Below are 22,751 nucleotides of genomic sequence, written 5' to 3'. Positions count from 1 at the left end.
CTGCAATATTCAGCTTATCAAACCGGCGGTTCAACCGCCGTTCTTGGGCGCGCGGAATCCCGCCGCCTGCGCTTCTTCCTCGGTGCAAAACCAGACTTCCGCGACCGTCCGGTCGTAATAGCGGCTGCCGGGCACATGGTAAATGCGTTCGCCGCGCGAGTTGATGTTGCCCTTGATGTCGGGAGACGGGCAAGACGCAGCGCTTTCGCTATCCCGTGCGCCGGATGCGGCTTCATCGCCGGATGATCCGCCGCCTTCCTCCGCTGCTGCCCCATGATCGGCCGATCCCGTTTTCTTATCCGTGTCGGCCGCGCCAGCGCCGTCTGCTTTCCCGCCTCCGCCGTCACCGCCCCACAGGCCCGTTCCCGCCGTCCGGGCTTCCCTTTCCGCTTCGCGGAACCGGTCCGCCAGGCTGACATCGGGCGGGTAGGTGGCCGCATTCGCGTACCCTTCGCGGACAAGTCGTTCATTGAACATGATCCCGTCGCCCGGAATAAAAACGAACCGCAGCAGTCGGCCGTATCGGTCGGTCTCCGACACATCCTTGAACATCCATACCGTCTTGCCCGTCAGCATGCGCTTGGTGTATGCCGCCGCTTCTTCTCCGTAAAACTCCGCGCTGCCCGTGATCTCCGGCGTGTTCACGCCGATCAGCCGCACGCGGCTGCCTTCGCGGGTCACGAAGGTGTCGCCGTCGACGACCCGTTCCACGACCGTTTCCTCGGCGGTCTTGCCGCGCAGCTCCGGGTAGTCGGACCAGACTGTTTCCCACGGCCTTGTCACGGCAGTCTCGGCCGCGCAACCCGCAGCCGCCAGGAGGACCGGCAGAAGCAGCGCGATCAGGCCGGCCAGCCGCACGGCGGGCGGCGATATTTTCTTGATGCTCATCTATGTAGTGCCTCCGCTTGTCTCTGGATATCGCCTGTATGCTTGCAAACTTTCCGCCCGCGTCCGGGAGGTTCCCTTCGGCGGACCGCCGAAGGGCCTCGTCGGTCAGTGGACCGCGGACGGCTCGCGGTGGTCGTGCTCGGAGATGGCGCTGAGCGCGTCGCCCGCTTCGTTCACGAAAATTTCGCGGATCGCCAGGTCGCCGATCGATACGATGCCGACCAGTTCGCCATTGTCCACGACCGGCAGACGCCGGATCTGATTGTCGGCCATCAGACGCGCGCATTCATCGACGGTCATGGAAGGAGGCACCGTTCGGATATCCTTCGTCATGACTTCGGTTACGGACGTCGAGCCCGAATGCTTCTCCGCGTACCCGCGGATGACCAGGTCGCGGTCCGTCACGACGCCGACCAGCTTGCGGCCTTCGACGATCGGAACGAACCCGATGTCGTGCTGTTTCATCAGCACGGCGCACTCATAAATATTATCCTGCGTCGTCGCCGTCACGGGGTTGGTCGACATGATCTCCTTGACCGTCTTCGCCATGGGGCATCCTCCTCGCATGGATCATTGCCGGCCGGTCGCCTTCGCCTCACAGCCTCAAAACCGGCCTTCCGTTAGGCTTGCCTGAACGGCTGCGGGGCATTCGATGCGAAGAATGCCAGACGTGCCACGGCTTATACGGCGGACGCCGTCTCCCCGGCATAATCGTCGGCCATCGCGGTCAACAGCCGCGCCGCCGACAGCATGGCCCGTTCGTCGATGTCGAAGCGCGGATGGTGGTGCGGATAAACGGCGCCGCAATCCTCGTTGCCCGCCCCGACGAACATGAAGCAGCCGGGAACGCGCTTCAGGTAATAGGCGAAATCTTCGCCCGCCATGAGCGGACGGATCCGCTGAACCGCATCGCCGCCGAAAAGCCGGCGGGCCACCGCGAAGAAACGCTCCGCCTCCCGCTCGTCATTAACGACCGGCGGGTAGCCGTCCCGCCAATCGAGCGAATATTCCGCTCCGAACTGACGGCATACCGCGTCCGCAATCACGCGGAGCCGCTCCTGCACCCGATCGCGCACCGATGCGTCGAACGTGCGGACGGTGCCGGACAGCCGGCATGTATCCGCGACGATGTTGGGTGCGGTGCCGGCCTGAAATGAACCGATCGTGACGACTGCCGGCTCGAGCGGATTCACCGACCGGCTGACGATCGTCTGCACGGCCTGGACGAATGCGGCTCCGGCCGCGATCGCATCGACCGCCTCATGGGGCATGCCCCCGTGGCCGCCTTTGCCCCTGATCTCCACGAAAAACTCATTCTCGGCCGCCATCACCGGCCCCGGCGCGCTGGCAATCGTGCCGAACGGCAGCGGCGTCCACAGGTGGACGCCGTAGATCGCGGAGACGCCGTCCAGCGCCCCGTCCCCGATCATCCCGAGCGCTCCGCCCGGCGTCACCTCTTCGGCGGGCTGGAACAGCAGCCGGCGTTCCCCCGTCAGGCCGTCCCGCGAAGCGGCGTAATGGGCGGCAACGCCGAGCAGCGCGGCCGTATGCGCATCGTGGCCGCAGGCGTGCATGACGCCGGGCACGGTCGAACGGTACGGCACGTCTTTCTCGTCCTGGATCGGCAAGGCGTCGATATCGGCGCGCAGCGCGACGACCGGCCCGGGTTTCGCGCCGCGGATGACGGCGACCACACCGGTGCCGCCGACGCCCGTGCGCACTTCGTCGCAGCCGATTTCCCGCAGCCTGTCGGCAATCCACGCGGCGGTTCGCTCCTCGCGGAACGACAGCTCCGGATGCCGGTGCAGATGCCGCCTCCAGGCCGTCATGTCCGGCATGTATCGCAGCAACGTTCCGGCGGATTCCAGAGAATCTCGCATTCTTCCGTCTCCTCACTTTTCAGTCAGTGCCGATCTTCATAATTCTAGTGTATCAGAAGCCGGGATCGGTGTGAAATCGCGGACTTGCGCGCGGTGCATGCCGCGAGCGGCGCGGGCTTGCGCGCATTTGTGAAACATACTAATATGAGAAAGAGAATGACGGGCCCGCAGGGCTGCAGGGCATATTCCGAAGGAGGAACATCTACTCAATGATTATCGAACAAACCGGCCTGAACGGCATGACCAGCGATCTGGCTCATCTGGATGAATCCGCGGAAAAACTCGGTTTTGTCCGTTGGCAATGGGAATACAACCGCGCGACCTATGACCTGAAGCTGGAAGACCGCGCAAGCGGCGATGACTACTTCCTGCGCATCAGCACGCGGGCTGTCGAAGGCAAGCTGGAGTCTCCCGACGCGATCCTGTCCATCGAATCCGTGTACATCGGCAAAGCAACGTTTCCGCACGGACTCGATTACGAATCGCCGATTCCCGAACCGATCCTGAATACGGCCAAGCAGCGGCTGAATGAATTGAAGACGCTGCTGAGCTGACTCCCTTTTCCATGAACGCGCAGCAGTCAAGCGGCCCCCGCGGCAGACCGGATTTCCTGCTGCTCATTCTGACGCTGCTCCTGGTCGGATTCGGACTCGTCATGGTGTTCAGCGCAAGTTCGAACTATACGCTCGCCTCCGATGCGTTCAACCGGGATCCGCTCTATTTCACGAAAAGGCAGCTCGTCTGGATTGCGGCAGGGTTGTTTCTGCTGCTGGTGCTGATGAACATTCCTTACCGCCGATTCAAGAAAGGCTACGTGCTGTTCTTCATACCGGCGATGATTCTGCTTGCGCTCGTGCCGTTCATCGGCGAGGAGCGCAACGGCGCCCGCAGCTGGTTCGGCGTCGGGACGCTCGGCATCCAGCCGACCGAATTTGCCAAGCTGGCGCTCATCATGTACCTGGGCGCCGTCATCTCCAAGAAGGATGAGCGTTTTCGCGATTTCAAACACGGCTTGCTTCCGGTGACGCTTGTCATCGGGTTCGTCTGCTCCCTGATCATGCTGCAGCCGGACCTCGGGTCCGCGATGGTCACCGCGCTCTTCGCCGCGATCGTCCTGTTCGCCGGCGGCGCAAACCTGAAGCATCTCGCCGTCCTCGGACTGTCGGCCGCCGTCGTCATCACGGCCTTCGTGAGCGTCTCGATGCTCATGAACCCCGGCGCATGGTCATACCGGATCGATCGGCTTACCTCGTACCTCAATCCGTTGGAGGACGAGCTGGGCAGCGGATATCATCTGGTCAAATCGCTGGAAGCGCTCGGCCACGGCGGTCTCACGGGCGCCGGGTTCGGACACAGCGTGCAGAAGCTGAAATACTTGCCTTTTCCCTACAACGATTTCATCTTCTCGGTGATTGCCGAAGAATTCGGATTCATCGGATCGGTCATCTTTCTGCTCACGTATCTGTTCTTCATCTGGCGCGGCATAATCATCGCGCTGAGATGCCCCGATCCATACGGCACGCTCGTCGGCATCGGCATCATGAGCATGATCGGCATCCAGGCCGTCATCAATATCGGAGGCGTCATCGGGGCGATCCCGATCACCGGCGTAACGCTGCCGCTCATCAGCTACGGCGGCTCATCCATTATCGTAACGCTCGCCGGGATCGGCTTGCTGCTCAGCATATCGCGGGAATACAACCGGGTGGCGCGGCTCGAACAGGAGCAGCTTTCACGCGGCGTCAGGCCCGACGCTCCGCGATTCGGATCCGCTCCGGTCCGCCGGAGATGACGAACATGCGGACATTTCCGATCAAAACGAGCGGGACGGCATCCTGTAAGGATCCGTCCCGCTTATGTTCTCAGCCGATTCCGGTCAGTTGACACGCTGCGGCGCTTCTTCCTTCTCCTCGTCCTTGAACGCGACGCCTTCCACTTTCACGTTCACTTCCACCACGTGAAGACCGGTCATGTTCTCCACTGCCTGGCGGACATTGTCCTGGAGCTGCCGGCACACCGACTGGATCGGAATGCCGAATTGCACAATGACGCGAAGATCAATGGCCGCTTCCAGCTGCCCGACCTCGACCGAAACGCCCTTTTGTACATTTTTGCCGCTGAGTCGTTTTGCCAGTCCTTCCGATATGCCGCCCGACATGCCGGCTATGCCCGGCGTCTCCAGCGCCGCCATCCCGGCTATCGTAGCGACGACGTCGTCGGATATGCGAATGTTGCCGCCAAGAACGTCTTCGGTCATCTTCGTCATCTCCCCTGGTACCATATGTACCCATTGTAAAGGAATTGCCCGGCCCGAAGCAAGAGCGCATGAAAAAGACGAAAGGCCGCCTCTCACGGAGACAGCCTTCCTTCGCCGAGCGCTTCGTACAACAGCGCCAGATTGCGTTCAAGCGTTTGGATCATCTGTTTGCCGGTCGATTCGCTGATCAGCCCGGCGCGGATCGCGAAATCGACTTCGCGCGAAAACCCGTACATCTGGGTGTCCAGCACTTCTTCATAGAGCGGACATTTGCGCGTCGTCAGATTGTCCATCTGAACTTTGATCAATTTCTCGATTTTATCTGCATCTTCCTGAAGCAGAAGAAGCGCCTTCTGATTCAGGTGAACCATGACATCCGATGAAGACACGGTACTCTCCCCCCTGCGGCCGCCCACGCCGTCTTATACTTGTATATTAGACGAATTCGGGGCAAACCTCAAGCTCGTCTGCCTGCGGGAACAGCCGCGGACCGCGAACGGGAAAAAGGAGACGCGAACGCTGGGAAGATCAGTCCGAAACAATCGTGACGTTCAGATTGTGTTTCGCAAATACTTCGGCCATCGCCGCCTTCGCTTCTTCGGCATCCGGACCGTGTACGTGAAGTTCATACGAATGGCCGCTCACAAGCGTCGTGAACAGACCGAGAATGCTCTTGACATCGATATACTTGTTCTCGGCTTGCAGCACGATGGACGAACGGAAACGGTTGGCCGTCTGGGAAATATCCACGATCGCTGCATTGTTGGACATGTCGATTCCCTCCATAGGAATAGGATGAACTTTTCTCCATGATAGCGTGATTTTACGCCGCCTACAAGAGGAAGCTGCTTATTGGTGTAATTTACGACAAATTTTCCGGATTAAGCCCTTCCAGTTCCGGGACGACAAACCGTCCGTCCTTCCGGATCAGCCGGCCGTCGAACCAGACTTCGCCTCCCCCGTACTCCGGCCGCTGGATGAGCACCAGATCCCAGTGGACGGAAGAACGGTTGCCGTTGTCGGTCTCTTCATAAGCCTGACCCGGTGTAAAATGAAGACTGCCGGCGATTTTCTCGTCAAACAGCGTATCGTTCATCGGATGCAGAATGTGCGGGTTGAATCCGAGGCTGAACTCGCCGATGTACCGCGCGCCTTCGTCGGTGTCCAATATCTGATTGAGACGCTCCGGATCGTTCGCGTCGGCCTCGACAATCCGGCCGTTCGCGAATGTAAACCGGATCTGCTCGAACGTGAATCCGCCGCGGTTGCTCGGCGTGTTGTAGGTGATCGTGCCGTTCACCGAATCGCGAACCGGCGCCGTGAACACCTCGCCGTCGGGAATGTTACGCTTTCCCGAACATTTCTTCGCGCCGATGCCTTTGATCGAGAAGTTCAGATCGGTTCCGGGGCCGGTGATCCGCACCTGATCGGTGCGCTCCATCAGTTGTTTCAGCGGTTCCATCGCCCGGTCCATCTTCGCATAATCGAGGTTGCACACCCGGAAGTAGAAATCTTCGAACGCTTCCGTGCTCATGCCCGCAAGCTGCGCCATCGATGCATTCGGCCAGCGCAGCACGACCCATTTCGTCGCTTTGACCCGGCGCTCGAGATGCACCGGTCTCACATACAGCTGCTCGTACAGCCGCATGTTCGCTTCCGGAACATCGGTCAGCTCGCTGATGTTGTCGCCGGCGCGCACGCCGATATAGCCGTGCATCCGGCGCATCCGTTCAAGGTCGAACGCCGCCCACTCCTCGATCTGTTCGCGCGTCGCGTGGCGGAGCAGGGTGCGCCGCACAGAGAGGTCGGCAAGCTCGACATACGGCCGGCCGCCCCGCTTCGCGACCGCTTCAATCAGCGCCTTGGCCAGTTCCTTGTCTCCGCCGATTACTTCAATCAGCACATTTTCGCCCGGCCGGACATCAATCGAATAGCCGGCCAGCCGGTCCGCCAGTTCCGTAAGCCGCGGATCCCTCATCTCTTTCATCCTCCTCTTCTATGGCTGGGAGCCGGCATACGCGGCGGACAATGCCGCTCATGATGCGGGCGGTTTGCCGTCGAAGCCGCCCAGCATCATGCGGGTCACCCGCTCCTCCGTGCGCACTCTGCCGCCCGCCTCGTACCGGAGCACGGTCGTCTCCTCGAGCTGAAGCGGCAGCATCGTCTTGCGGTCGATCGTGACCAGCACGCCGGTCTCCGCCTGAAGATCTTTCAACATCCGGGTCAGCGATTCCTTGAAGCGCGCCGTCTCATCCGCCACGGCCCGGCGGTAGGCTTCCGCAGCCGCGGCATCCGCGGCCTGGAGGCTCCCGTCAGCAAGGCCGGATTCCGCCTTCTTCGCGGCAAGTTCGAACTGCCGCATCAGCCGCTCCCGTACATCCTCCGCCGCCGTTTCCCCCGACAGCTTGATGCGCAGCGCCACACAGCCGGCCGGCGCCTTCTCGGCAAATTCGACCTCCGCCTCCCGTTTTGCAAGCTCCGCAAGCCGGGAAGCCGGAGTCGCCGCAGGGTCTGCCGCCTTTGCGGAGCCGTCGGACAGGCTGCGGATCATGCGCACCGCATGGCCGGCAATCTCGCCTTCGTACGATTCCTCCTCCAGTTCGATGCCGTCGAACCGGACGAGGGTCCGGGCGCGGAACGTGTAGCGGTCCACGCCTTCCAATCCGGCGGAAACGATGGACAGCACCTCGTCCGGCCGGCGGCCGTCCTCCGGACCGGCGCACCCGGTCTGTACGGCGGCGAGAAGGAGTGCCGCCCCCAGTCCGAGGCGGCGAATCGTCAACCGGCAGCCCATGGGCATCTCTCCCGTTCATCCAGGTTCTCCGCTTAGGCTGTCCCCGGAAGCTGCGGGCTTATTCGGCTTTCATCCCCTGTCTCAAAAACAAAGAAGCCGGCCGGTCTGCCGGGCGGAGCGCTACCCGGAAATGACCGTGTTCCGGCCGCTGTTCTTGGCGGCATACAGCGCCATGTCGGCGCGGTAAAACAACGTCTCGGGACTGATCTTCTCGTCATCCTGCGTCCATTCCGATACGCCGCACGACACCGTAACATCCGGCTCGGTCTCCGCCTCGACGCGCTGCCGGATGCGGTCGGCGACGCGCAGCGCCTGCTCGACGCGCGCCATCGGCAAATACACGGCCAGTTCTTCGCCGCCCCACCGCGCCGCGATATCGGTTTCACGAATGCAGGACTTGATGACATTGCCCACCTGGACCAGAATCTGGTCTCCGATCTGGTGCCCGTATGTATCGTTCACCTTTTTGAAGAAATCGATATCGACCAGGATGAGCGAGCCGCCCGGATCTTGACGCTGTCGTTTCTGAATCTGCTCATTGAGGTAATGGCGCGCGTACAGCCCCGTCAGATTGTCCGTGATGGCCATCCGCCGGACGGCGGCATGAAGCGTGGCGTTTGCGATGGCCAGCCCGACGTGCGAAGCGATCACTTGCAGCAGTTTGTAATTGTCGTAGGAGAAGAAGTTCGCGCTCCGGTGGGCGACGAGAATGACGCCGCCGACCTCGCCGCCGACGAAAATCGGCGAAGCGATGAGCGATCTTGCTCCGGTCACTTCCATCAATTTCGACTCGACATTGCCCGATTCGCGATAATCGGAAATGATGAGCGGCTCCTTCGTCTGCATGACAATGCCGCAGAATCCGTAATCCGCGGGGAAGCTCTCGTCGACCATCGCCGGAATGTTCGACGACATCACGATAAAGCGGTGTTCTTCGCGGTCGTATTGCAGCACGCAGCAAAATTCCGCCTTGAAAACATTCAGAAACTCGCGCGTGATAAACTCGAAGATCTCTTTCGGACGGAGCGACTGGTTGAGCCGTTTCGTCATGTCGTTGATGAGCTGCAATTCCGCGATGAGCAAGTTCGATTGTTCATACAGTTTCGCGTGTTCGAACGCGGATCCGGCTTCCTCGGCAAGCATGACGAACGCGGGCAGCTCCGCTTCGTTCCATTCGCCGGCCTTGAGCTTCAGGTCCAGAACGCCGTATACCGCCTGCTTGCCGGAGAACGGCACGGCGACTTCCACGGATCCGTCCTCTCCGTACGCCGTAATCGGCCGGCTTTCGAGGAACGAGCGCGCACAGATTTCATCGACGCCCTGCTTGAAGACGAGCGGTTTGACGCGCCGGTCGACTGCCGCGTAATCCTGGGACAGATGCAGTTCCAATTCCGCGCCCGCGAACAACGTTTCGATGATGGAAATGGTCTCTCTGAGAAGCGAGGGGACGTCGATCTGGTCGTGCAGCCGGCGCACCGCGTCATGGAGCAGGTCTTTCCGCTTCCACACCCTGTCGGCTTCCCGCTGGAACTTCATGATGCGATGCAGCAAACGGCGCTCCGCCGCGGCGGCCACCCGGCTGCGGAAATGCAAAGCGCCGGCCTCCGCCAGCAAACGGCAGGCGTTCGCTCCCGCAGCCGTCGGCATGACGAAACCGAGAACCGCGCAGATGCCGTATCTCTCAGGCTCCTCGACGGAATAGGCCGCCACGTAACGGCCGTCCGGCATCGAATCCGCTTCCGCGGAGCCCCCGGAACGCATGGCGCGGGAGACGCATTCCCTGAGCACCGTCTCGACTTCTTCGGTCAGATCGCCGGCTCGCGCCAGTTCGCTCCCGTCAATGCCGAAAAGCCTGAACGCGCATCCGGACCATGCCCGGCTCTCCCCGATTTCCTTCAGCCACACCTCGAAACTGTCCGTAAGCAGCGGCCGGATCGGCCTATTCCGCTCTTCGTCCGGGCGACCGGCCGGGGAAGGCGAACCGTCGACTTCGTGATCGCGCATAGGCAACCCTTCCTGCCGCACACGGCAATGCAAGATGGAACATGAACCCGACAACAATCAAAGAATAACTCTATCATACCGTATTTTTGATCTTTTTGCACTAGTTTCCGTTTTCGCAAGCCGGATTCGGCGAGAAAGGCGGGGACTTTTCTCCTACCGGCACGTTGGAAACCCGCTCCGATCTTTTTCGGGCGTCATGTTTCAAATCGTCCGGCCGCCCCTTGCGGCCGGACGCGCCGAAGTGCAGATATTGCAGACGCGCCTTGACATCGGGCCGCGTTTATCTATAATATCTATGTGTTGAATAGGGCTACGGTTTAGTGTCACCCTCCCGATGTCTGCCGCCGGCGGGCCGCGGCTGATTTTTGCCCGTCGGGACCGGATGCGCGGTTGCAAGGCGGCGTCGGCGAATCGTTAACCCTTTTTCAAACAACCATTTGAAGAAGGAGCACATTCCACACATGGCACGTTACACTGGACCCAAATTCAAATTGAGCCGCCGGCTCGGCATTTCGCTGAGCGGCACCGGCAAAGAACTGAAACGTCCTTTCCCGCCGGGTCAACACGGCCCCGGCCAGCGCCGCAAAGTGAGCGGCTACGGCGCACAGCTGATGGAGAAGCAGAAACTCCGCCACATGTACGGCCTCAGCGAGAAGCAATTCCGCAACCTGTTCGACAAGGCCGTCAAGATGAAAGGCATCGCGGGCGAGAACTTCATGTTCCTGCTGGAAAGCCGGCTTGACAACCTCGTCTATCGGCTCGGTTTCGCGAACAGCCGCGCCGGAGCGCGCCAACTGGTCGCCCACGGGCACGTGACGGTCAACGGCAAGAAGGTCGACATCCCGTCGTACCTGGTGCAGCCGGGCGACGTCATCGGTCTGCGCGAGCGCAGCCGCAGCCTGAAAGTGATCAAAGAAGCGCTTGAAGCTCGCCGCCATCTGCCGAACTACCTCGAGTTCAACGAACAGGCGATGGAAGGCCGCTACATCCGGCTGCCGGAACGTTCCGAGCTGACCCAGGACATCGACGAACGTCAAATCGTCGAGTTCTACAGCCGCTGATCTTCGGCGCAACGACAAAGGGCCCCTTCCCTCTTCACGAGAGGAAGGCGGCCCTTGTGTTTTGCATCCGTTCCGGTCAGACCAGGCGAATCTTCGCGAACTTCCGCTTGCCGACCTGCACAATGTCGCCGTCCTGCGGCCGGATTGCTTCGTTCGGATCCTCGATGCGGCGCTCGTTCACCCGCACGGCGCCCTGCTGCACGCTGCGCCGCGCTTCGCTGCCGGACTGCTGCAGCCCCAGCGCCGTCAGCAGCTTCACGATGCGGATCGTTCCGTCCTCCAGGTCGCTGAGACGAAGATCGACCGACTCGATGTCATCGGGCAAGGCGCGCTGCTGGAAGACGGTCACGAAATGGCGTTCCGCCGCCTCTGCCGCCTCCTCGCCGTGATACATCCGGACAAAGGTACGGGCGAGCCGCATTTTCGCATCGCGGGGATGAACGGAGCCGTCCTTGAGCCCCCTCCGCAGCTCCTCAAGCTCCTCCAGCGAAATGTCCGTCGCGAGTTCGTAATATTTCACCATCAGCTCGTCCGGCACGGACATCGCCTTGCCGTAAATCTCGTTCGGTTCTTCGTCGATGCCGATGTAGTTGCCGAGGCTTTTGCTCATCTTGTTCACGCCGTCGAGCCCTTCAAGAAGCGGCAGCATGATCGCCGCCTGCTGCGCCTTGCCGTACTCTTTCTGCAGCATCCGGCCCATGAGCAGATTAAACTTCTGGTCCGTTCCGCCGAGCTCGATGTCGCTTTCCAGCGCCACGGAATCGTACCCCTGCATGAGCGGATAGAAGAACTCGTGGATGCTGATCGGCTGTCCTGACTGGTACCGCTTCGTGAAATCGTCGCGCTCCAGCATCCGGGCGACCGTCATCTTGGCGGCCAGTCCCACGACATCGGCGAACGACATCGGCGCAAGCCATGCGGAGTTGTAATGGATCGTCGTCCGGGCCGGATCAAGAATCTTGAAGATCTGTTTCTGGTATGTCTCGGCGTTTCGCTTCACGTCTTCTTCCGAAAGCTGCTTGCGCGTCTCGGATTTGCCGGTCGGGTCGCCGATCCTTCCGGTAAAATCGCCGATGATGAGCTGCACCTCGTGGCCGAGCTGCTGGAACTGGCGCAGTTTGTGCAGCACGACCGTATGGCCGATGTGGATGTCCGGGGCGGACGGATCAAGTCCCAGTTTCACTTTGAGCGGCCTTCCCGTCCGGACGGATTCGGCCACCTTCGCTTCCAATTCTTCTTCCGGCACAATCTCGACGACGCCGCGGCGGATCACCGCCAGCTGACGTTCCACTTCCGCCCGCTGCTCGGGCGAAAGCTCCACTCGATCTGACATGACTGTTCCTCCATTCACCTGTAACATTCTGTCCGTTTCACCCGTTTCGCACGAAGCAAATGCCGCAAACAACAAAAAAAGCCCTTCTCCCAAGGGACGAGAAGGACTTGCTGCCCGCGGTACCACCCTCGTTAAAGCGCGCAACCCGGCCGGAGTTCACGCTTTCACTCGCTGCGCGATAACGGGCGCATCCGGGTCCGGCTACTTGTGCCGCAGCATGTTCGCCGAACCGGCTCGGGGATGTAATTCGCCCGCGGCCCGCAACCGGTTCGCAGCTCCCACCGGCTCTCTGGATGCGGCCATCCGCTGGCTACTCGTTCCCGTCATTGCCTGTTTCGAAAAGACAAGACACTGATCTTTCATCGCAAAACGGGGGCGCCGCCAGAGATGGACGGCGTCAGCCGGTTTGCTTGAATCCGATACCAGCGTTATACCATACGCGAAAGCGGCTCGTCAACCGCGCGGCCCGCCGCGATTCCAAACCTTGCGCGGCAAAAATGTGCTATAATGGTAGTCGTGATTCGGAGGGGGAGATACAACCATATGGAAAAGAGCAATAAGCCTCCCGGAAGAAACGGATGGCTGGTCTTCGGTTATGCCGCATGGCAGACCTTCAAATGGCTCTTCATCTTCTGCTTCATCTTCGCCCTGTTCGCAGGCGGCGCCGTCGCCGGCTATGTCGCTTCCCTGGTGAAGGACGAGCCGGTGCGGTCGCGCTCGTATATCGAAAGCAAGATCGGCGACTACGACGTGACGGGATACGTTTACTTCAATGACGACACGCCGGTCGGCCAGCTCCGCACCGAGGAAGACCGCCAGCTTGTCACGTATGACGAAATTCCGCAGGTGGTCATTGATGCGGTGCTCGCGATTGAAGACGACGATTTCTTCAAACATATGGGCATCGACATCTGGGCGCTGGGACGAGCCGTCAAGCAGAAATTGCTGAATGAGGACACCCAGACGGGCGGCAGCACGCTGACACAGCAGCTTGCCCGGCAGGTATTCCTGTCGCTCGAAGTCACGGACAGCCGCAAAGTGCGGGAAATTTTCCTCGCGCTCCGGCTGGAGCGATTCCTTTCGAAGGAAGAGATTCTGACCGCGTACCTCAACAAGGTGCACTTCGGCAACGGCTCGTCCGGTTACAACCTGTACGGCATCAAAGCGGCGGCCAAAGGGATTTTCGGCATTGAGGACCTGAACCAGCTCAATATCGCCCAGGCGGCCTATCTGGCCGGCCTGCCGCAGCGTCCGGCCGCCTATACGGCCTTCACGAGCAAGGGCGAGTACAACGAAGAAGGCATCGGCTATGCGATCAACCGGCAGAAGCTCGTGCTCCGGCGGATGCTCGAGACCGGACGCATCACGCAGGAACAATACGATGAAGCGCTGGCGTTCGACATCCGCGCGTCGCTCGCGAAGCCGGAGAAGAAAGCCTACAATACCTATCCGTACCTGATGCTCGAAGCGGAGCGCCAGGCAGTCGAGATTCTGCTCCTGTCGGAGAATCCGGACCTGACGAAAGCCGATCTCGCCAAGCCGGAATTCGCCTACAAGATCGAGGAAAAACGCGAGGAATTGCTGCGCGGCGGCTATCACATCTATACGACGATCGACAAGGAAGTCTACGATTTGATGCGCGCAATCGCGTCGAATCCGGACAACTTCTCCCCCGACCATAAAGAGAAAGGCATCGAGCAGGTTGCGGCGATGATGATCGACCACAAGACGGGCGCCATCCTCGGCATGATCGAAGGACGCGACTTCTATGTGGAACAGATGAACTATGCGACGCAGATGACGCGTCAGCCGGGTTCGACGATGAAGACGATCGCCGCCTATCTGCCCGCCATTGACGCGGGACTTGTGCAGCCGGCGTCCATTCTGGACGATGCGCCGATCGTGCTCAAGGACGGCCAGAAAGGCTATCACTTCCCGAAAAACTCGGCCGGCAACTCGTCCCACGGCGGCTACAACGGGCTCGTAACGGCGAGAGAAGCGCTCAACCGTTCGCTCAACCTGCCCGCGCTGAAGCTGTTCCTGGATAAGGTGACGATCCCGAAGGCCTGGGAGTTCGTGCGCAAATTGGGCATCACCACGCTGCAGCCGGAGGATGACTACGCCCAGACGGGCGTCATCGGCGGGCTCAGCGTCGGCGTTACGGTCGAAGAGCTTACGAACGCCTACGGCGCCATTCCGAACGGCGGCGTGTTCAACGACGCGTACATGATCCGCAAGATTACGGACAGCTCCGGCAAGATCATCTACGAGCACAAACCGCGTCCGCAGCAGGTGTTCTCCGACCGGACGGCGTTCCTCGTCACGGATATGCTGCGCACCGTCATCACGAACGGCACCGGCTCGGTCGTGCGGCGGGAATACGAGAACAAAGACATTCCGATCGCCGGGAAAACGGGGTCGACGCAAAGCTACGGAGACGTCTGGTTCATGGGGTTCACGCCGGACATTACGCTCGGGGTATGGGCGGGACACAAGAAGCCGGTCCATACGCTCACCGGCGACGCGCGCTACCGGGCCCAGCACATCTGGGCGAAGATCATGAACGAGGTGACGAAGGCGCGGCCCGACCTGTTCCCGACGAAGGAGTTCACGCGGCCGGAGGGCATCGTGAAGGCGACGGTATCCGGCGTCAGCGGCAAGCGTCCGACCGAGCTGACCAGACAGTACGGCAAATTGGTCACCGACTGGTTCAATGAAGACTATCTCCCGAAAGAAGAGGACGATGCGCTCGTCAAGATGAAGGTGATCAATTACAAGGGCATCCCGTACATCGCCCAGCCGACAACGCCGGCCGATTTCGTCCGGGAAGAGGTTCTCATCGTCCGGGAGAAGCCGCTCGACGTGCTGTTCGAAGAGATCGAAGCCGCGATGGCGAAGATGCCGGCGTCCAGCCGCAAGCCGCTGTCGTACTTCATCCCGAAGGATGCGGCGAACAACGCGCCGTCGAAGGTGGACCCGCGGGTCGACGACGGGCAAGATCCTTCGCCGCCCGCCCAGCTGGCGGTTGAGGAGCTCACCGATGCCTCCGCCGTCCGCATCACGTTCAAGGGCGCGCCCGAAGCGGATGTTGTCGGTTACCGGCTGTATCGCTCGATGAACGGCGGCCCGTTCGTGAAGACGGGAGAATCGATCTATCATGGCGACAACATGAGGTTCATCAACTACGTCTCGGCGGCCAACCAATACCGCTATTACATCACGTCAGTCGACGTCGCGGGAAGGGAGTCGGCGCCGAGCGCCATCGTCACCTACGGCAGCGGGCCGGCCGTCCAGCATCCGTCTCCGTACGATACCCAGGATCCCCAGGCGGGCTTGCCGGACGGCGGAACTGGCCAGGAGCCGCAGGGCGCGGAACCTTCCGTGCCTGGCGGCCTCACGATCGAGCGGACCGAAGTCGGCTTCTCCGTGAAATGGAACGCCAATCCGGAAGCCGAACGCGTGGAAACCTACCGGATCTACTTCAGTGAAGACGGCAGTCTGTACCGGCGAATCGGGGAAGTGAACGCGAACCGTTTCGAATATGTCTCGCCCGTCGCCGCGGGCTACATCCGGGTGACGGCCGTGAATGCCGCCGGCGAATCGCCGGCTTCGGATCCGGTTGCCCTGCCCGAACAGTGACATGACAAGGGGCGCCCTCCGGTCAATGCGATGACCGGAGAGCGCCCCGTCTTTCTGTCCGGCAATTTTCCGACAGTCAATCCTCAATCGTCGACAAGTCGCCGGTCGGGAGGTTCAACTCCCAGGCTTTCAGCACGCGGCGCATAATCTTGCCGCTGCGAGTCTTCGGCAGTTTGTCCTTGAACTCAATCTCCCGCGGCGCCGCATGGGCGGACAACCCTTCCTTCACGAACCTCGCGATATCCTGCTTCAACTCCTCGGAAGGCGTATAGCCTTCGCGCAGCGAAATGAACGCCTTGATGATCTCGCCGCGTACCGGATCGGGCTTGCCGATGACGCCGGCTTCCGCTACGGCCGGGTGCTCGACGAGCTTGCTCTCGACTTCGAACGGTCCGACGCGCTCGCCCGACGTGTTGATCACGTCGTCAATCCGGCCCTGGAACCAGAAGTACCCTTCCTCGTCCATGTAAGCCGAATCGCCGGAAATATACCAGCCCGGAATGCGGAAATACTCTTCGTACTTTGCGGGATTGTTCCAGATCTTGCGCATCATGGACGGCCAGGGCGTGCGGATCGCCAGGTTGCCCATCCGGTAAGGCGGCAGCTCATTGCCCTGATCGTCGATGATGGCGGCCTTGATGCCCGGCAGCGGGCGGCCCATCGATCCCGGCTTGATGTCCATGCATGGATAATTGCAGATCAGCTGTGCTCCCGTCTCCGTCATCCACCAGGTGTCATGAATGCGCTGGCCGTAGACTTTCAGTCCCCAGCGGACGACTTCCGGATTGAGCGGCTCGCCTACGCTCATGACATGGCGCAGGCTCGACAGATTGAACTGCTTGACGATTTCGTCGCCGGCGCCCATCAGCATGCGGAACGCCGTCGGCGCGCTGTACCAGACCGTCACGCCGTATTTCTCGATCGTAGCGTACCAGTCCTGCGGACTGAAACGGCCGCCGCGCACGACGTTCGTCACTCCGTGCAGCCAGGGCGCGAATATGCCGTAGCTGGTGCCCGTCACCCACCCCGGGTCCGCCGTACACCAGTAAATGTCGTCTTCTTTCAAGTCAAGCACGAATTTGCCGGTGACATAGTGCTGGATCATGGCGTTTTGGACGTGGAAGACGCCCTTCGGCTTGCCTGTCGATCCCGACGTGTAGTGGAGAATCAGACCGTCCTCGCGGCCGAGCCACTCGATGTCCGCCTCGTCCGATGCCTGCGCCATTTCGGTCTCGAAATCGACGAAGCCTTCGCCTTCGGGCGCGCCGCCGACCACGATGATATGCTTCAGGTCGGGCAGTTCGGCCTTCGGCACGCGATGCAGCAGTGCAGGGGTCGTCACGATGGCAACGGCTCCCGCATCAAGCAGCCGGTCTTTGACCGCCGTCTCCATGAACGCTTCGAACAGCGGACCAACGACGGCGCCGACCTTCAGGCTGCCGAGCAGGCTGATATACAGTTCCGGCGTCCGGGGCATGAAGATGAAGACGCGGTCGCCTTTCGCCACGCCCAGCTTCCGCAGCACGTTCGCGAAACGGTTCGAACGTTTCGCCAGTTCTGCGAACGTGTACGATTCATCGCGGGCGGCGTCGCTGTAAAGGAGCGCGATTTTGTCCCCTTTGCCGGACTCGACATGCCGGTCGATCGCTTCATACGCCATGTTCACCCGGCCGGTCGTATGCCAGGAGAAGGCTTTCTCCGCTTCCTCGAACGAGAAGGAGGCATACGTCTCCTCATAGTTCTTCATGTTCGGGTTAGCCGCGACCGGCGCGATTCGTTCCTGGTGACGGTCTTCCATGCTGGAAATCAACCTCCCATGTGACGATTACTTCGCGATTACCCGCAAGAATGCGCTTACACGTCGGTTTGCCGAATCTGCTTCTGAACCAGCGCGTTATGCAGGCAGACAACGCCATTATAGCACAACTGTCCGCGCATCGCCTATACTTCTCACGGGCCGCGGAATCTGCTACGATGGACGAAGAAACTTCCGAAGCCGGAAATGACTGCGTTTCAAGCGGACAGGAGGCCGCAGACCATGGAGCACCGCAAAATCTACCACTGCGTTCGCGTGACGACCCCGAAGGGCGAGCTGATCGTGGAGGGACCGGTTCCTCCGGAGAAGCTCGCCGGTTATGCGATGCACCCGAAGCTGGACGCTTTCCGCCGTCCGGCCGAGCAGCATGCCGCGCTCGTCGAAATCGCGGGTCTGCCCGAAGGGCGGATCATCGTGGCCAGGGACGGACAGACGATCGTCGGCTACGTGACGTTCCATTACCCGGACGAACTGGAGCGGTGGTCTGCGGGCGGACTCGAGGATCTGATCGAGCTCGGCGCGATTGAGGTCGCGGATGACTACCGCTCGTGCGGCCTCGGCAAGCGGATGATCCGGCTCGCATTCGAAGACGGTCAGCTCGAGAACGCCATCGTTTTCACGACGGAATATTACTGGCATTGGGATCTGGAAGGCAGCGGGCTGAACGTGTGGCAGTACCGCGAAATGATGGAGAGGCTGATGAAGTCCGTCGACATGGTCTGGCATGCCACGGACGATCCGGAGATTTGCGCGCATCCCGCAAACTGCCTGATGGTGCGCATCGGCAAGGAAGTGCCGCTCGAATCGATCGAACGGTTCGACCGCGTCCGCTTCCAGCGGCGGATCATGTACTGATCCGGCTTGTCAGAAGTTCAGCGGAAAGGATGAACGCATGATGCCGGAAAACGCCGTATTCGTTCACCATGCCGGCGAAATCCGATATAAATTCAACGAAAGCCACCCCTTCAATCCGAAACGGCTGACGCTCGCCATCGACCTTCTGCGGCGGATGGGCGCGCTGAACGACGCGCAGATTGCGGTGCCCGAGCCGGCTTCGGACGAACAGCTGCTGCGCATTCACCGCGCCGATTACGTGCGGATCGTGCGCGCCCTCAGCGTGCCCGAGCCGGCGCAGGCCGATCTGGATGACGCGGGGCAATACGGGCTGGATACCGAGGATACACCGTGCTTTCCGGGCATGCACGACGCAGCCGCGCTGATCGTCGGCGGGTCGCTGCTCGCCGCCGAGCTCGTCATGTCCGGCAAGGCCGGCCACGCTTACCATATGGCCGGCGGACTGCATCATGCGCTGCCCGGCAGAGGTTCCGGCTTCTGTGTCTACAACGACGCGGCGGCCGCGATCGCCCATATCCGCAAGCATTGGGGCGCCAGGGTCATGTATATTGATACGGACGTGCATCACGGGGACGGCGTGCAATGGATGTTCTACGCCGATCCCGATGTCATGACGTACTCGATCCACGAGACGGGCAAATATCTGTTTCCCGGCACAGGTTTTGTCCACGAACGCGGTGAAGGCGAAGGGTACGGCCGCTCGGTCAACATGCCGGTCGAACCGTACACGGAGGACGCGTCGTGGCTGGAATGTTTCCGCGATACCGTCCGGCGCGCCGCGGAATCGTTCAAGCCCGACGTCATCGTCAGCCAGCACGGCTGTGACGCGCACGCCTACGATCCGCTGTCGCACATTCATTGCAGCATGTCCATCTACGCCGAAATGCCCGCCGTTATCCATGAACTGGCCCATCAATATGCGGACGGGCGGTGGATCGCCGTCGGCGGCGGCGGCTACGACATCTGGCGCGTCGTGCCGCGCGCCTGGTCGCTCGTCTGGCTGGAGATGACCGATCATCCCGCGGCGGCCGCGGCCCGGGAAGGCGGCGACGGCGGACGGCTGCCGGAAGACTGGATCCGCGCCTGGCAGGCCGAGAGCCCCGTGACGCTCCCCGAGACATGGCTTGATCATGCGGAGAGCTGGACGCCGATTCCCCGGCGGAGCGCCATTGCGGAAGCGAACCGCCGCATGAAAGAGCTCGCCGTCCAGTTTCTGTGACGAAATGCGGCAGGAGGCCGCTCCGTCCGAAAAGCCGCGAGGCCGCGACGTGGTACACACGCCGCGGCCTCGTGCCGCTTTCTCTCTCATTCCCCCATGCGCATGATCATCGACTCGACGAGCCGGTACGAACGGTTGGACGCTTCGATGGTGAACGCTTCGAAGCTGTCCGGGGCGCCGCCGTCGGCGCGGTCCGACATCGAGCGGATGATGACGAACGGCACGCCGTTCATCGCGCATACCTGCGCGACCGCCGCGCCTTCCATCTCGACGCATGCGCCGCCCATCGTCTCGCGCAATTCCCGCACCGTCTCGCGGCTTGCGATGAACTGGTCGCCGGACAGCACTTTCCCCGTCCGGCACCGGCCGGGAAACAGGGATTCGCCCGCGCTGACGGCCAGCCCGACAAGCCTGTCGTCCGCGGCGAATTCCGATTGCTCCTGAAACGGAATGACGCCGCGCGGAAATCCGAGCGCCGTCACGTCCATATCGTGCTGCTGGCAGACGGTCGAGATGACGATGTCGCCGACGTCCAGACCCGGGTCGAGCGCGCCGGCGACGCCGGTGAACAACACGCAGTCCACGCCCTGATCGATCAGCACTTGCGTGCATACGGCCGCGTTCACCTTGCCGACGCCCGATCGGCAGAAGATCACTTGCTTGCCGTGAAGTTCGCCCGTCACATATTCGATACCGGCTTTCGAACGGGTGCCGGTCACCCGCACATTCCGATGCAGAAGCTCGACTTCTTCTTTCATGGCTCCGATGATGCCGACAGTTCCGAATGTCATGTGCTGCTTCGCCCTCTTTCGCTGTGGTGCAAGACAGAAAACGGCTGTCCGTCCTCGCAAGCCTGGCGAGGACGGAAGCCGTTCAACCTGTACGTATCACGACCGGTTAACGCGCCGCGGCCACGGATTGCCGCGTAATCAATTCGTGCGGCAGAATGACGCGCAGTTGATCGACCTGCTCCTTCTTCATCAGCTTGGTCAGGAGACGCATGGACACGGCCCCGATGTCATACATCGGCTGGGCAACGGACGACAGCTGCGGCCGCACCATTGACGCCATGCGCGTGTTGTCCACGCTGATAACGGATACATCTTCCGGCACACGCAGGCCGAAATCCTGGATATAGTGGATCGCTCCAATCGCCATCTCGTCCGTGGCGGCGAAGACAGCTGTCGGTCGTTCATCCAGCTCGAGGAAATACTTCATCGCCTCGACGCCGGATTCATAACGGTAATTGCCGACGCGGACCAGCGATTCGTCGTAAGGAATGCCGGCCGCTTCCAATGCGCGCCGGTACCCCTGGAACCGTGCATACCCGTTCGACGGGTCCTGCAGCGTGCCGCTGATCATCGCGATGCGGCGATGTCCCGCGCCCGTGAGCGCCGACACCGCGTCAAACGCCGCCGACTCGTGATCGATATCCACGGACGGCATCGAGCCGTGCTCATCGGTCGTGGCGCACAGCACGATCGGAACATTCGCGGACTTGAACGCTTGCAGATGCTCCTCCGTCACGGTGCCGCCCATGAACAGCAGCCCGTCCACCTGCTTCTCCAGCAGCGTGTTGACAACGCGGATCTCCTTGTCCTTGCGTTTGTCCGCGTTGCACAGAATGATGTTGTAATGATACATGTTGGCGATATCTTCGATACCCCGCGCCACTTCCGCGAAGATCGCGTTCGAAATGTCCGGGATGACAACACCGACCGTCGTCGTCTTCTTGCTCGCAAGTCCCCGCGCGACCGCGTTGGGACGATAACCGAGCCGTTCGATCGCTTCGAACACCTTCTTGCGCGTCTGCGGCTTTACGTTCGGGTTGTTGTTCACAACCCGGGATACCGTCGCCATCGAGACTCCGGCTTCACGCGCTACATCATAAATGGTTACCGTCACGTTCCTTCTCTCCATATCTCGATTTAGTCGTCATGCCGCCGTCCGCCGTGAATAGCATTCATTGGTTATCATTGTACGACAAATTCGGGACGAGCGCAACGCAAACCGGCCACGGGATCGGACAGGCGAACATTTATGTATTCGGTGTTCTGCGCGTGATCTGGGACAACCGGCTGCGCAATTCCTCCTGCCAGCCGACATCGCCCAGCGACTGTGCCAGCAAATGCAGATCCAGCAGCGCATTGACGCGCTCCTCAACCAGCCGTTCGACTTCCCGGGCGTCGGGTTCTTTGCCGTCCATCCCGGCCTGCAGCAGCAGATCCGCCCACTCGCTCCATTCGCTGAAGGAAAACGACTGCCTTGGCGGCTTGGCGCCCAGCTTCCCGATCAATCCCGTCAAATCCGGCTTGACTTCCGGAAACACTTCGCTGCGGTTGCAGGCCGGACATGAATAAATCGGCACATTGTCAATCTCGACACGTCCCGAATAGATGACGGTGGACAGCCGGATCTTCATCTCGCTGCCGCAGGAACACCATTTGCGCAAGTCTGTCACTCCTTCGTCAACAAAGAGCGAACGGCCGCGGCTGCCGAACAGGCAGAACGGCCGCAATTCGCGTCGGAGTTACTTATTCGACCCGCGCGGGCGAGACTCCTGCCGTCCGCTTGTATCAAAATTTGTCTGGCCGGGCAGCTTGCGCCAGATGCGCCGCACGCCTGGCAGCGCCGTGAAGCATACCGCCGCCGCGGCGCCGATGCCGTCGTTCAGCAGATCGAGCGGATCCGGCATCCGCCCGGCAACGAACGACTGGTGGTACTCGTCCGTCACGCCGTAGAGCACGCAGGCGAAGACGACCGCCGCTTTGACAAGCGGCCGCCGCGACGCGGCGCCGATCGCAAATTCGAACGTCAGCGCCAGAATGAAATAGGCGGCATAATGCCCCCAGTTGAAATCGGTCATGCCGGGAATGAACCGCTGAAACAGCGGCAACATGCCGTCCAGCTCATCGGCGGGCCGGGAGGACAGCGCAAAGATGACCGCCATCCAGGCGACGGGCGCCAGCCAGCGCGCGGCATGCCGCAACCGCCGACCTCCGGAA

Annotated in this window: 21 protein-coding genes and 1 other annotated feature; of the genes, 6 read left to right on the top strand and 15 right to left on the bottom strand. The window is 61.2% G+C overall.

Going from position 1 to position 22,751, the window contains the following annotated elements; translation table 11 throughout:
* Nucleotides 1-30 precede the first annotated feature (30 nt).
* The 3 genes from KJQ12_RS08705 to KJQ12_RS08695 form a co-directional block, all read right to left on the bottom strand.
* Nucleotides 31-888 (bottom strand): thermonuclease family protein, encoded by an 858-nt coding sequence (locus KJQ12_RS08705; protein ID WP_213484333.1) that lies wholly within the window; start codon nucleotides 886-888, stop codon nucleotides 31-33.
* Between the two features lie 105 nt (nucleotides 889-993).
* Nucleotides 994-1,437: a CBS domain-containing protein gene (locus tag KJQ12_RS08700; protein ID WP_213484332.1), complete on the bottom strand. Its 444-nt coding sequence runs from the start codon at nucleotides 1,435-1,437 to the stop codon at nucleotides 994-996.
* Nucleotides 1,438-1,568: 131 nt separating this feature from the next.
* Nucleotides 1,569-2,768 carry an amidohydrolase gene (locus KJQ12_RS08695; RefSeq protein ID WP_213484331.1) on the bottom strand — a complete coding sequence of 400 codons (1,200 nt, stop codon included), beginning with the start codon at nucleotides 2,766-2,768 and terminating at the stop codon, nucleotides 1,569-1,571.
* 209 nt (nucleotides 2,769-2,977) lie between these two features.
* On the opposite strand from KJQ12_RS08695, the gene KJQ12_RS08690 reads away from it, so the two are divergent.
* Complete coding sequence (locus KJQ12_RS08690; protein ID WP_213484330.1) at nucleotides 2,978-3,322, top strand: YugN family protein; 345 nt, start codon at nucleotides 2,978-2,980, stop codon at nucleotides 3,320-3,322.
* Between the two features lie 11 nt (nucleotides 3,323-3,333).
* The gene (gene ftsW / locus KJQ12_RS08685) at nucleotides 3,334-4,560 is read left to right on the top strand and encodes a putative lipid II flippase FtsW (protein WP_213484329.1); all 1,227 of its coding nucleotides are present in this window, start codon (nucleotides 3,334-3,336) and stop codon (nucleotides 4,558-4,560) included.
* 84 nt (nucleotides 4,561-4,644) lie between these two features.
* On the opposite strand, the gene KJQ12_RS08680 is transcribed toward ftsW, so the two are convergent.
* The 6 genes from KJQ12_RS08680 to KJQ12_RS08655 all read right to left on the bottom strand — a co-directional run bounded on the left by KJQ12_RS08680 (nucleotide 4,645) and on the right by KJQ12_RS08655 (nucleotide 9,823).
* Nucleotides 4,645-5,025 (bottom strand): Asp23/Gls24 family envelope stress response protein, encoded by a 381-nt coding sequence (locus tag KJQ12_RS08680; protein ID WP_015255072.1) that lies wholly within the window; start codon nucleotides 5,023-5,025, stop codon nucleotides 4,645-4,647.
* Nucleotides 5,026-5,117: 92 nt separating this feature from the next.
* On the bottom strand, nucleotides 5,118-5,414 hold the full coding sequence (locus tag KJQ12_RS08675; RefSeq protein ID WP_015255073.1) for an Fpa/YlaN family protein: 297 nt from the start codon (nucleotides 5,412-5,414) through the stop codon (nucleotides 5,118-5,120).
* A 139-nt stretch (nucleotides 5,415-5,553) separates the two neighbouring features.
* Nucleotides 5,554-5,796: an HPr family phosphocarrier protein gene (locus KJQ12_RS08670; RefSeq protein WP_015255074.1), complete on the bottom strand. Its 243-nt coding sequence runs from the start codon at nucleotides 5,794-5,796 to the stop codon at nucleotides 5,554-5,556.
* A gap of 91 nt (nucleotides 5,797-5,887) precedes the next feature.
* Nucleotides 5,888-7,003: an aminopeptidase gene (locus tag KJQ12_RS08665; RefSeq protein WP_213484328.1), complete on the bottom strand. Its 1,116-nt coding sequence runs from the start codon at nucleotides 7,001-7,003 to the stop codon at nucleotides 5,888-5,890.
* Nucleotides 7,004-7,060: 57 nt separating this feature from the next.
* A complete protein-coding gene (locus tag KJQ12_RS08660; RefSeq protein WP_213484327.1) occupies nucleotides 7,061-7,819 on the bottom strand; it encodes a hypothetical protein in 759 nt (252 codons plus the stop codon).
* 120 nt (nucleotides 7,820-7,939) lie between these two features.
* Complete coding sequence (locus tag KJQ12_RS08655) at nucleotides 7,940-9,823, bottom strand: diguanylate cyclase (protein WP_213484326.1); 1,884 nt, start codon at nucleotides 9,821-9,823, stop codon at nucleotides 7,940-7,942.
* A 461-nt stretch (nucleotides 9,824-10,284) separates the two neighbouring features.
* Here KJQ12_RS08655 and rpsD point away from each other — a divergent pair, with 461 nt between their 5' ends.
* The gene (gene rpsD, locus KJQ12_RS08650; protein WP_213484325.1) at nucleotides 10,285-10,884 is read left to right on the top strand and encodes a 30S ribosomal protein S4; all 600 of its coding nucleotides are present in this window, start codon (nucleotides 10,285-10,287) and stop codon (nucleotides 10,882-10,884) included.
* A gap of 76 nt (nucleotides 10,885-10,960) precedes the next feature.
* On the opposite strand, the gene tyrS is transcribed toward rpsD, so the two are convergent.
* Nucleotides 10,961-12,217: a tyrosine--tRNA ligase gene (gene tyrS / locus KJQ12_RS08645; protein WP_213484324.1), complete on the bottom strand. Its 1,257-nt coding sequence runs from the start codon at nucleotides 12,215-12,217 to the stop codon at nucleotides 10,961-10,963.
* Between the two features lie 89 nt (nucleotides 12,218-12,306).
* Nucleotides 12,307-12,553, bottom strand: a binding site (T-box leader).
* Nucleotides 12,554-12,760: 207 nt separating this feature from the next.
* Between tyrS and KJQ12_RS08640 the strand changes: the two genes are divergently transcribed.
* A complete protein-coding gene (locus KJQ12_RS08640) occupies nucleotides 12,761-15,856 on the top strand; it encodes a transglycosylase domain-containing protein (RefSeq protein ID WP_213484323.1) in 3,096 nt (1,031 codons plus the stop codon).
* Nucleotides 15,857-15,932: 76 nt separating this feature from the next.
* Here the strand turns inward: KJQ12_RS08640 and acsA are convergent, their stop codons facing one another.
* Nucleotides 15,933-17,654, bottom strand: coding sequence for an acetate--CoA ligase (gene acsA / locus KJQ12_RS08635; protein WP_213484322.1), 1,722 nt, complete (start codon nucleotides 17,652-17,654; stop codon nucleotides 15,933-15,935).
* 240 nt (nucleotides 17,655-17,894) lie between these two features.
* Here acsA and KJQ12_RS08630 point away from each other — a divergent pair, with 240 nt between their 5' ends.
* Both KJQ12_RS08630 and KJQ12_RS08625 read left to right on the top strand, forming a co-directional pair.
* Nucleotides 17,895-18,527 (top strand): GNAT family N-acetyltransferase, encoded by a 633-nt coding sequence (locus KJQ12_RS08630; RefSeq protein ID WP_213484320.1) that lies wholly within the window; start codon nucleotides 17,895-17,897, stop codon nucleotides 18,525-18,527.
* A 40-nt stretch (nucleotides 18,528-18,567) separates the two neighbouring features.
* Nucleotides 18,568-19,746 carry an acetoin utilization protein AcuC gene (locus tag KJQ12_RS08625; RefSeq protein ID WP_213484319.1) on the top strand — a complete coding sequence of 393 codons (1,179 nt, stop codon included), beginning with the start codon at nucleotides 18,568-18,570 and terminating at the stop codon, nucleotides 19,744-19,746.
* An 86-nt stretch (nucleotides 19,747-19,832) separates the two neighbouring features.
* Here the strand turns inward: KJQ12_RS08625 and KJQ12_RS08620 are convergent, their stop codons facing one another.
* The 4 genes from KJQ12_RS08620 to KJQ12_RS08605 form a co-directional block, all read right to left on the bottom strand.
* Complete coding sequence (locus KJQ12_RS08620) at nucleotides 19,833-20,537, bottom strand: 5'-methylthioadenosine/adenosylhomocysteine nucleosidase (protein WP_213484317.1); 705 nt, start codon at nucleotides 20,535-20,537, stop codon at nucleotides 19,833-19,835.
* A 106-nt stretch (nucleotides 20,538-20,643) separates the two neighbouring features.
* The gene (ccpA, locus tag KJQ12_RS08615) at nucleotides 20,644-21,651 is read right to left on the bottom strand and encodes a catabolite control protein A (RefSeq protein ID WP_213484316.1); all 1,008 of its coding nucleotides are present in this window, start codon (nucleotides 21,649-21,651) and stop codon (nucleotides 20,644-20,646) included.
* Nucleotides 21,652-21,784: 133 nt separating this feature from the next.
* Nucleotides 21,785-22,198, bottom strand: a complete 414-nt coding sequence (locus tag KJQ12_RS08610; RefSeq protein WP_213484315.1) for a hypothetical protein — start codon at nucleotides 22,196-22,198, stop codon at nucleotides 21,785-21,787.
* A gap of 78 nt (nucleotides 22,199-22,276) precedes the next feature.
* Nucleotides 22,277-22,735: a VanZ family protein gene (locus tag KJQ12_RS08605; RefSeq protein WP_342344833.1), complete on the bottom strand. Its 459-nt coding sequence runs from the start codon at nucleotides 22,733-22,735 to the stop codon at nucleotides 22,277-22,279.
* Between the last annotated feature and the right edge of the window lie 16 nt (nucleotides 22,736-22,751).

Source organism: Thermobacillus xylanilyticus (assembly GCF_907165215.1).
Taxonomy (GTDB): domain Bacteria; phylum Bacillota; class Bacilli; order Paenibacillales; family Paenibacillaceae; genus Thermobacillus; species Thermobacillus xylanilyticus.
Note: the sequence above shows the minus strand (reverse complement) of the source record. Positions and strands in the feature narration are given on the sequence as shown.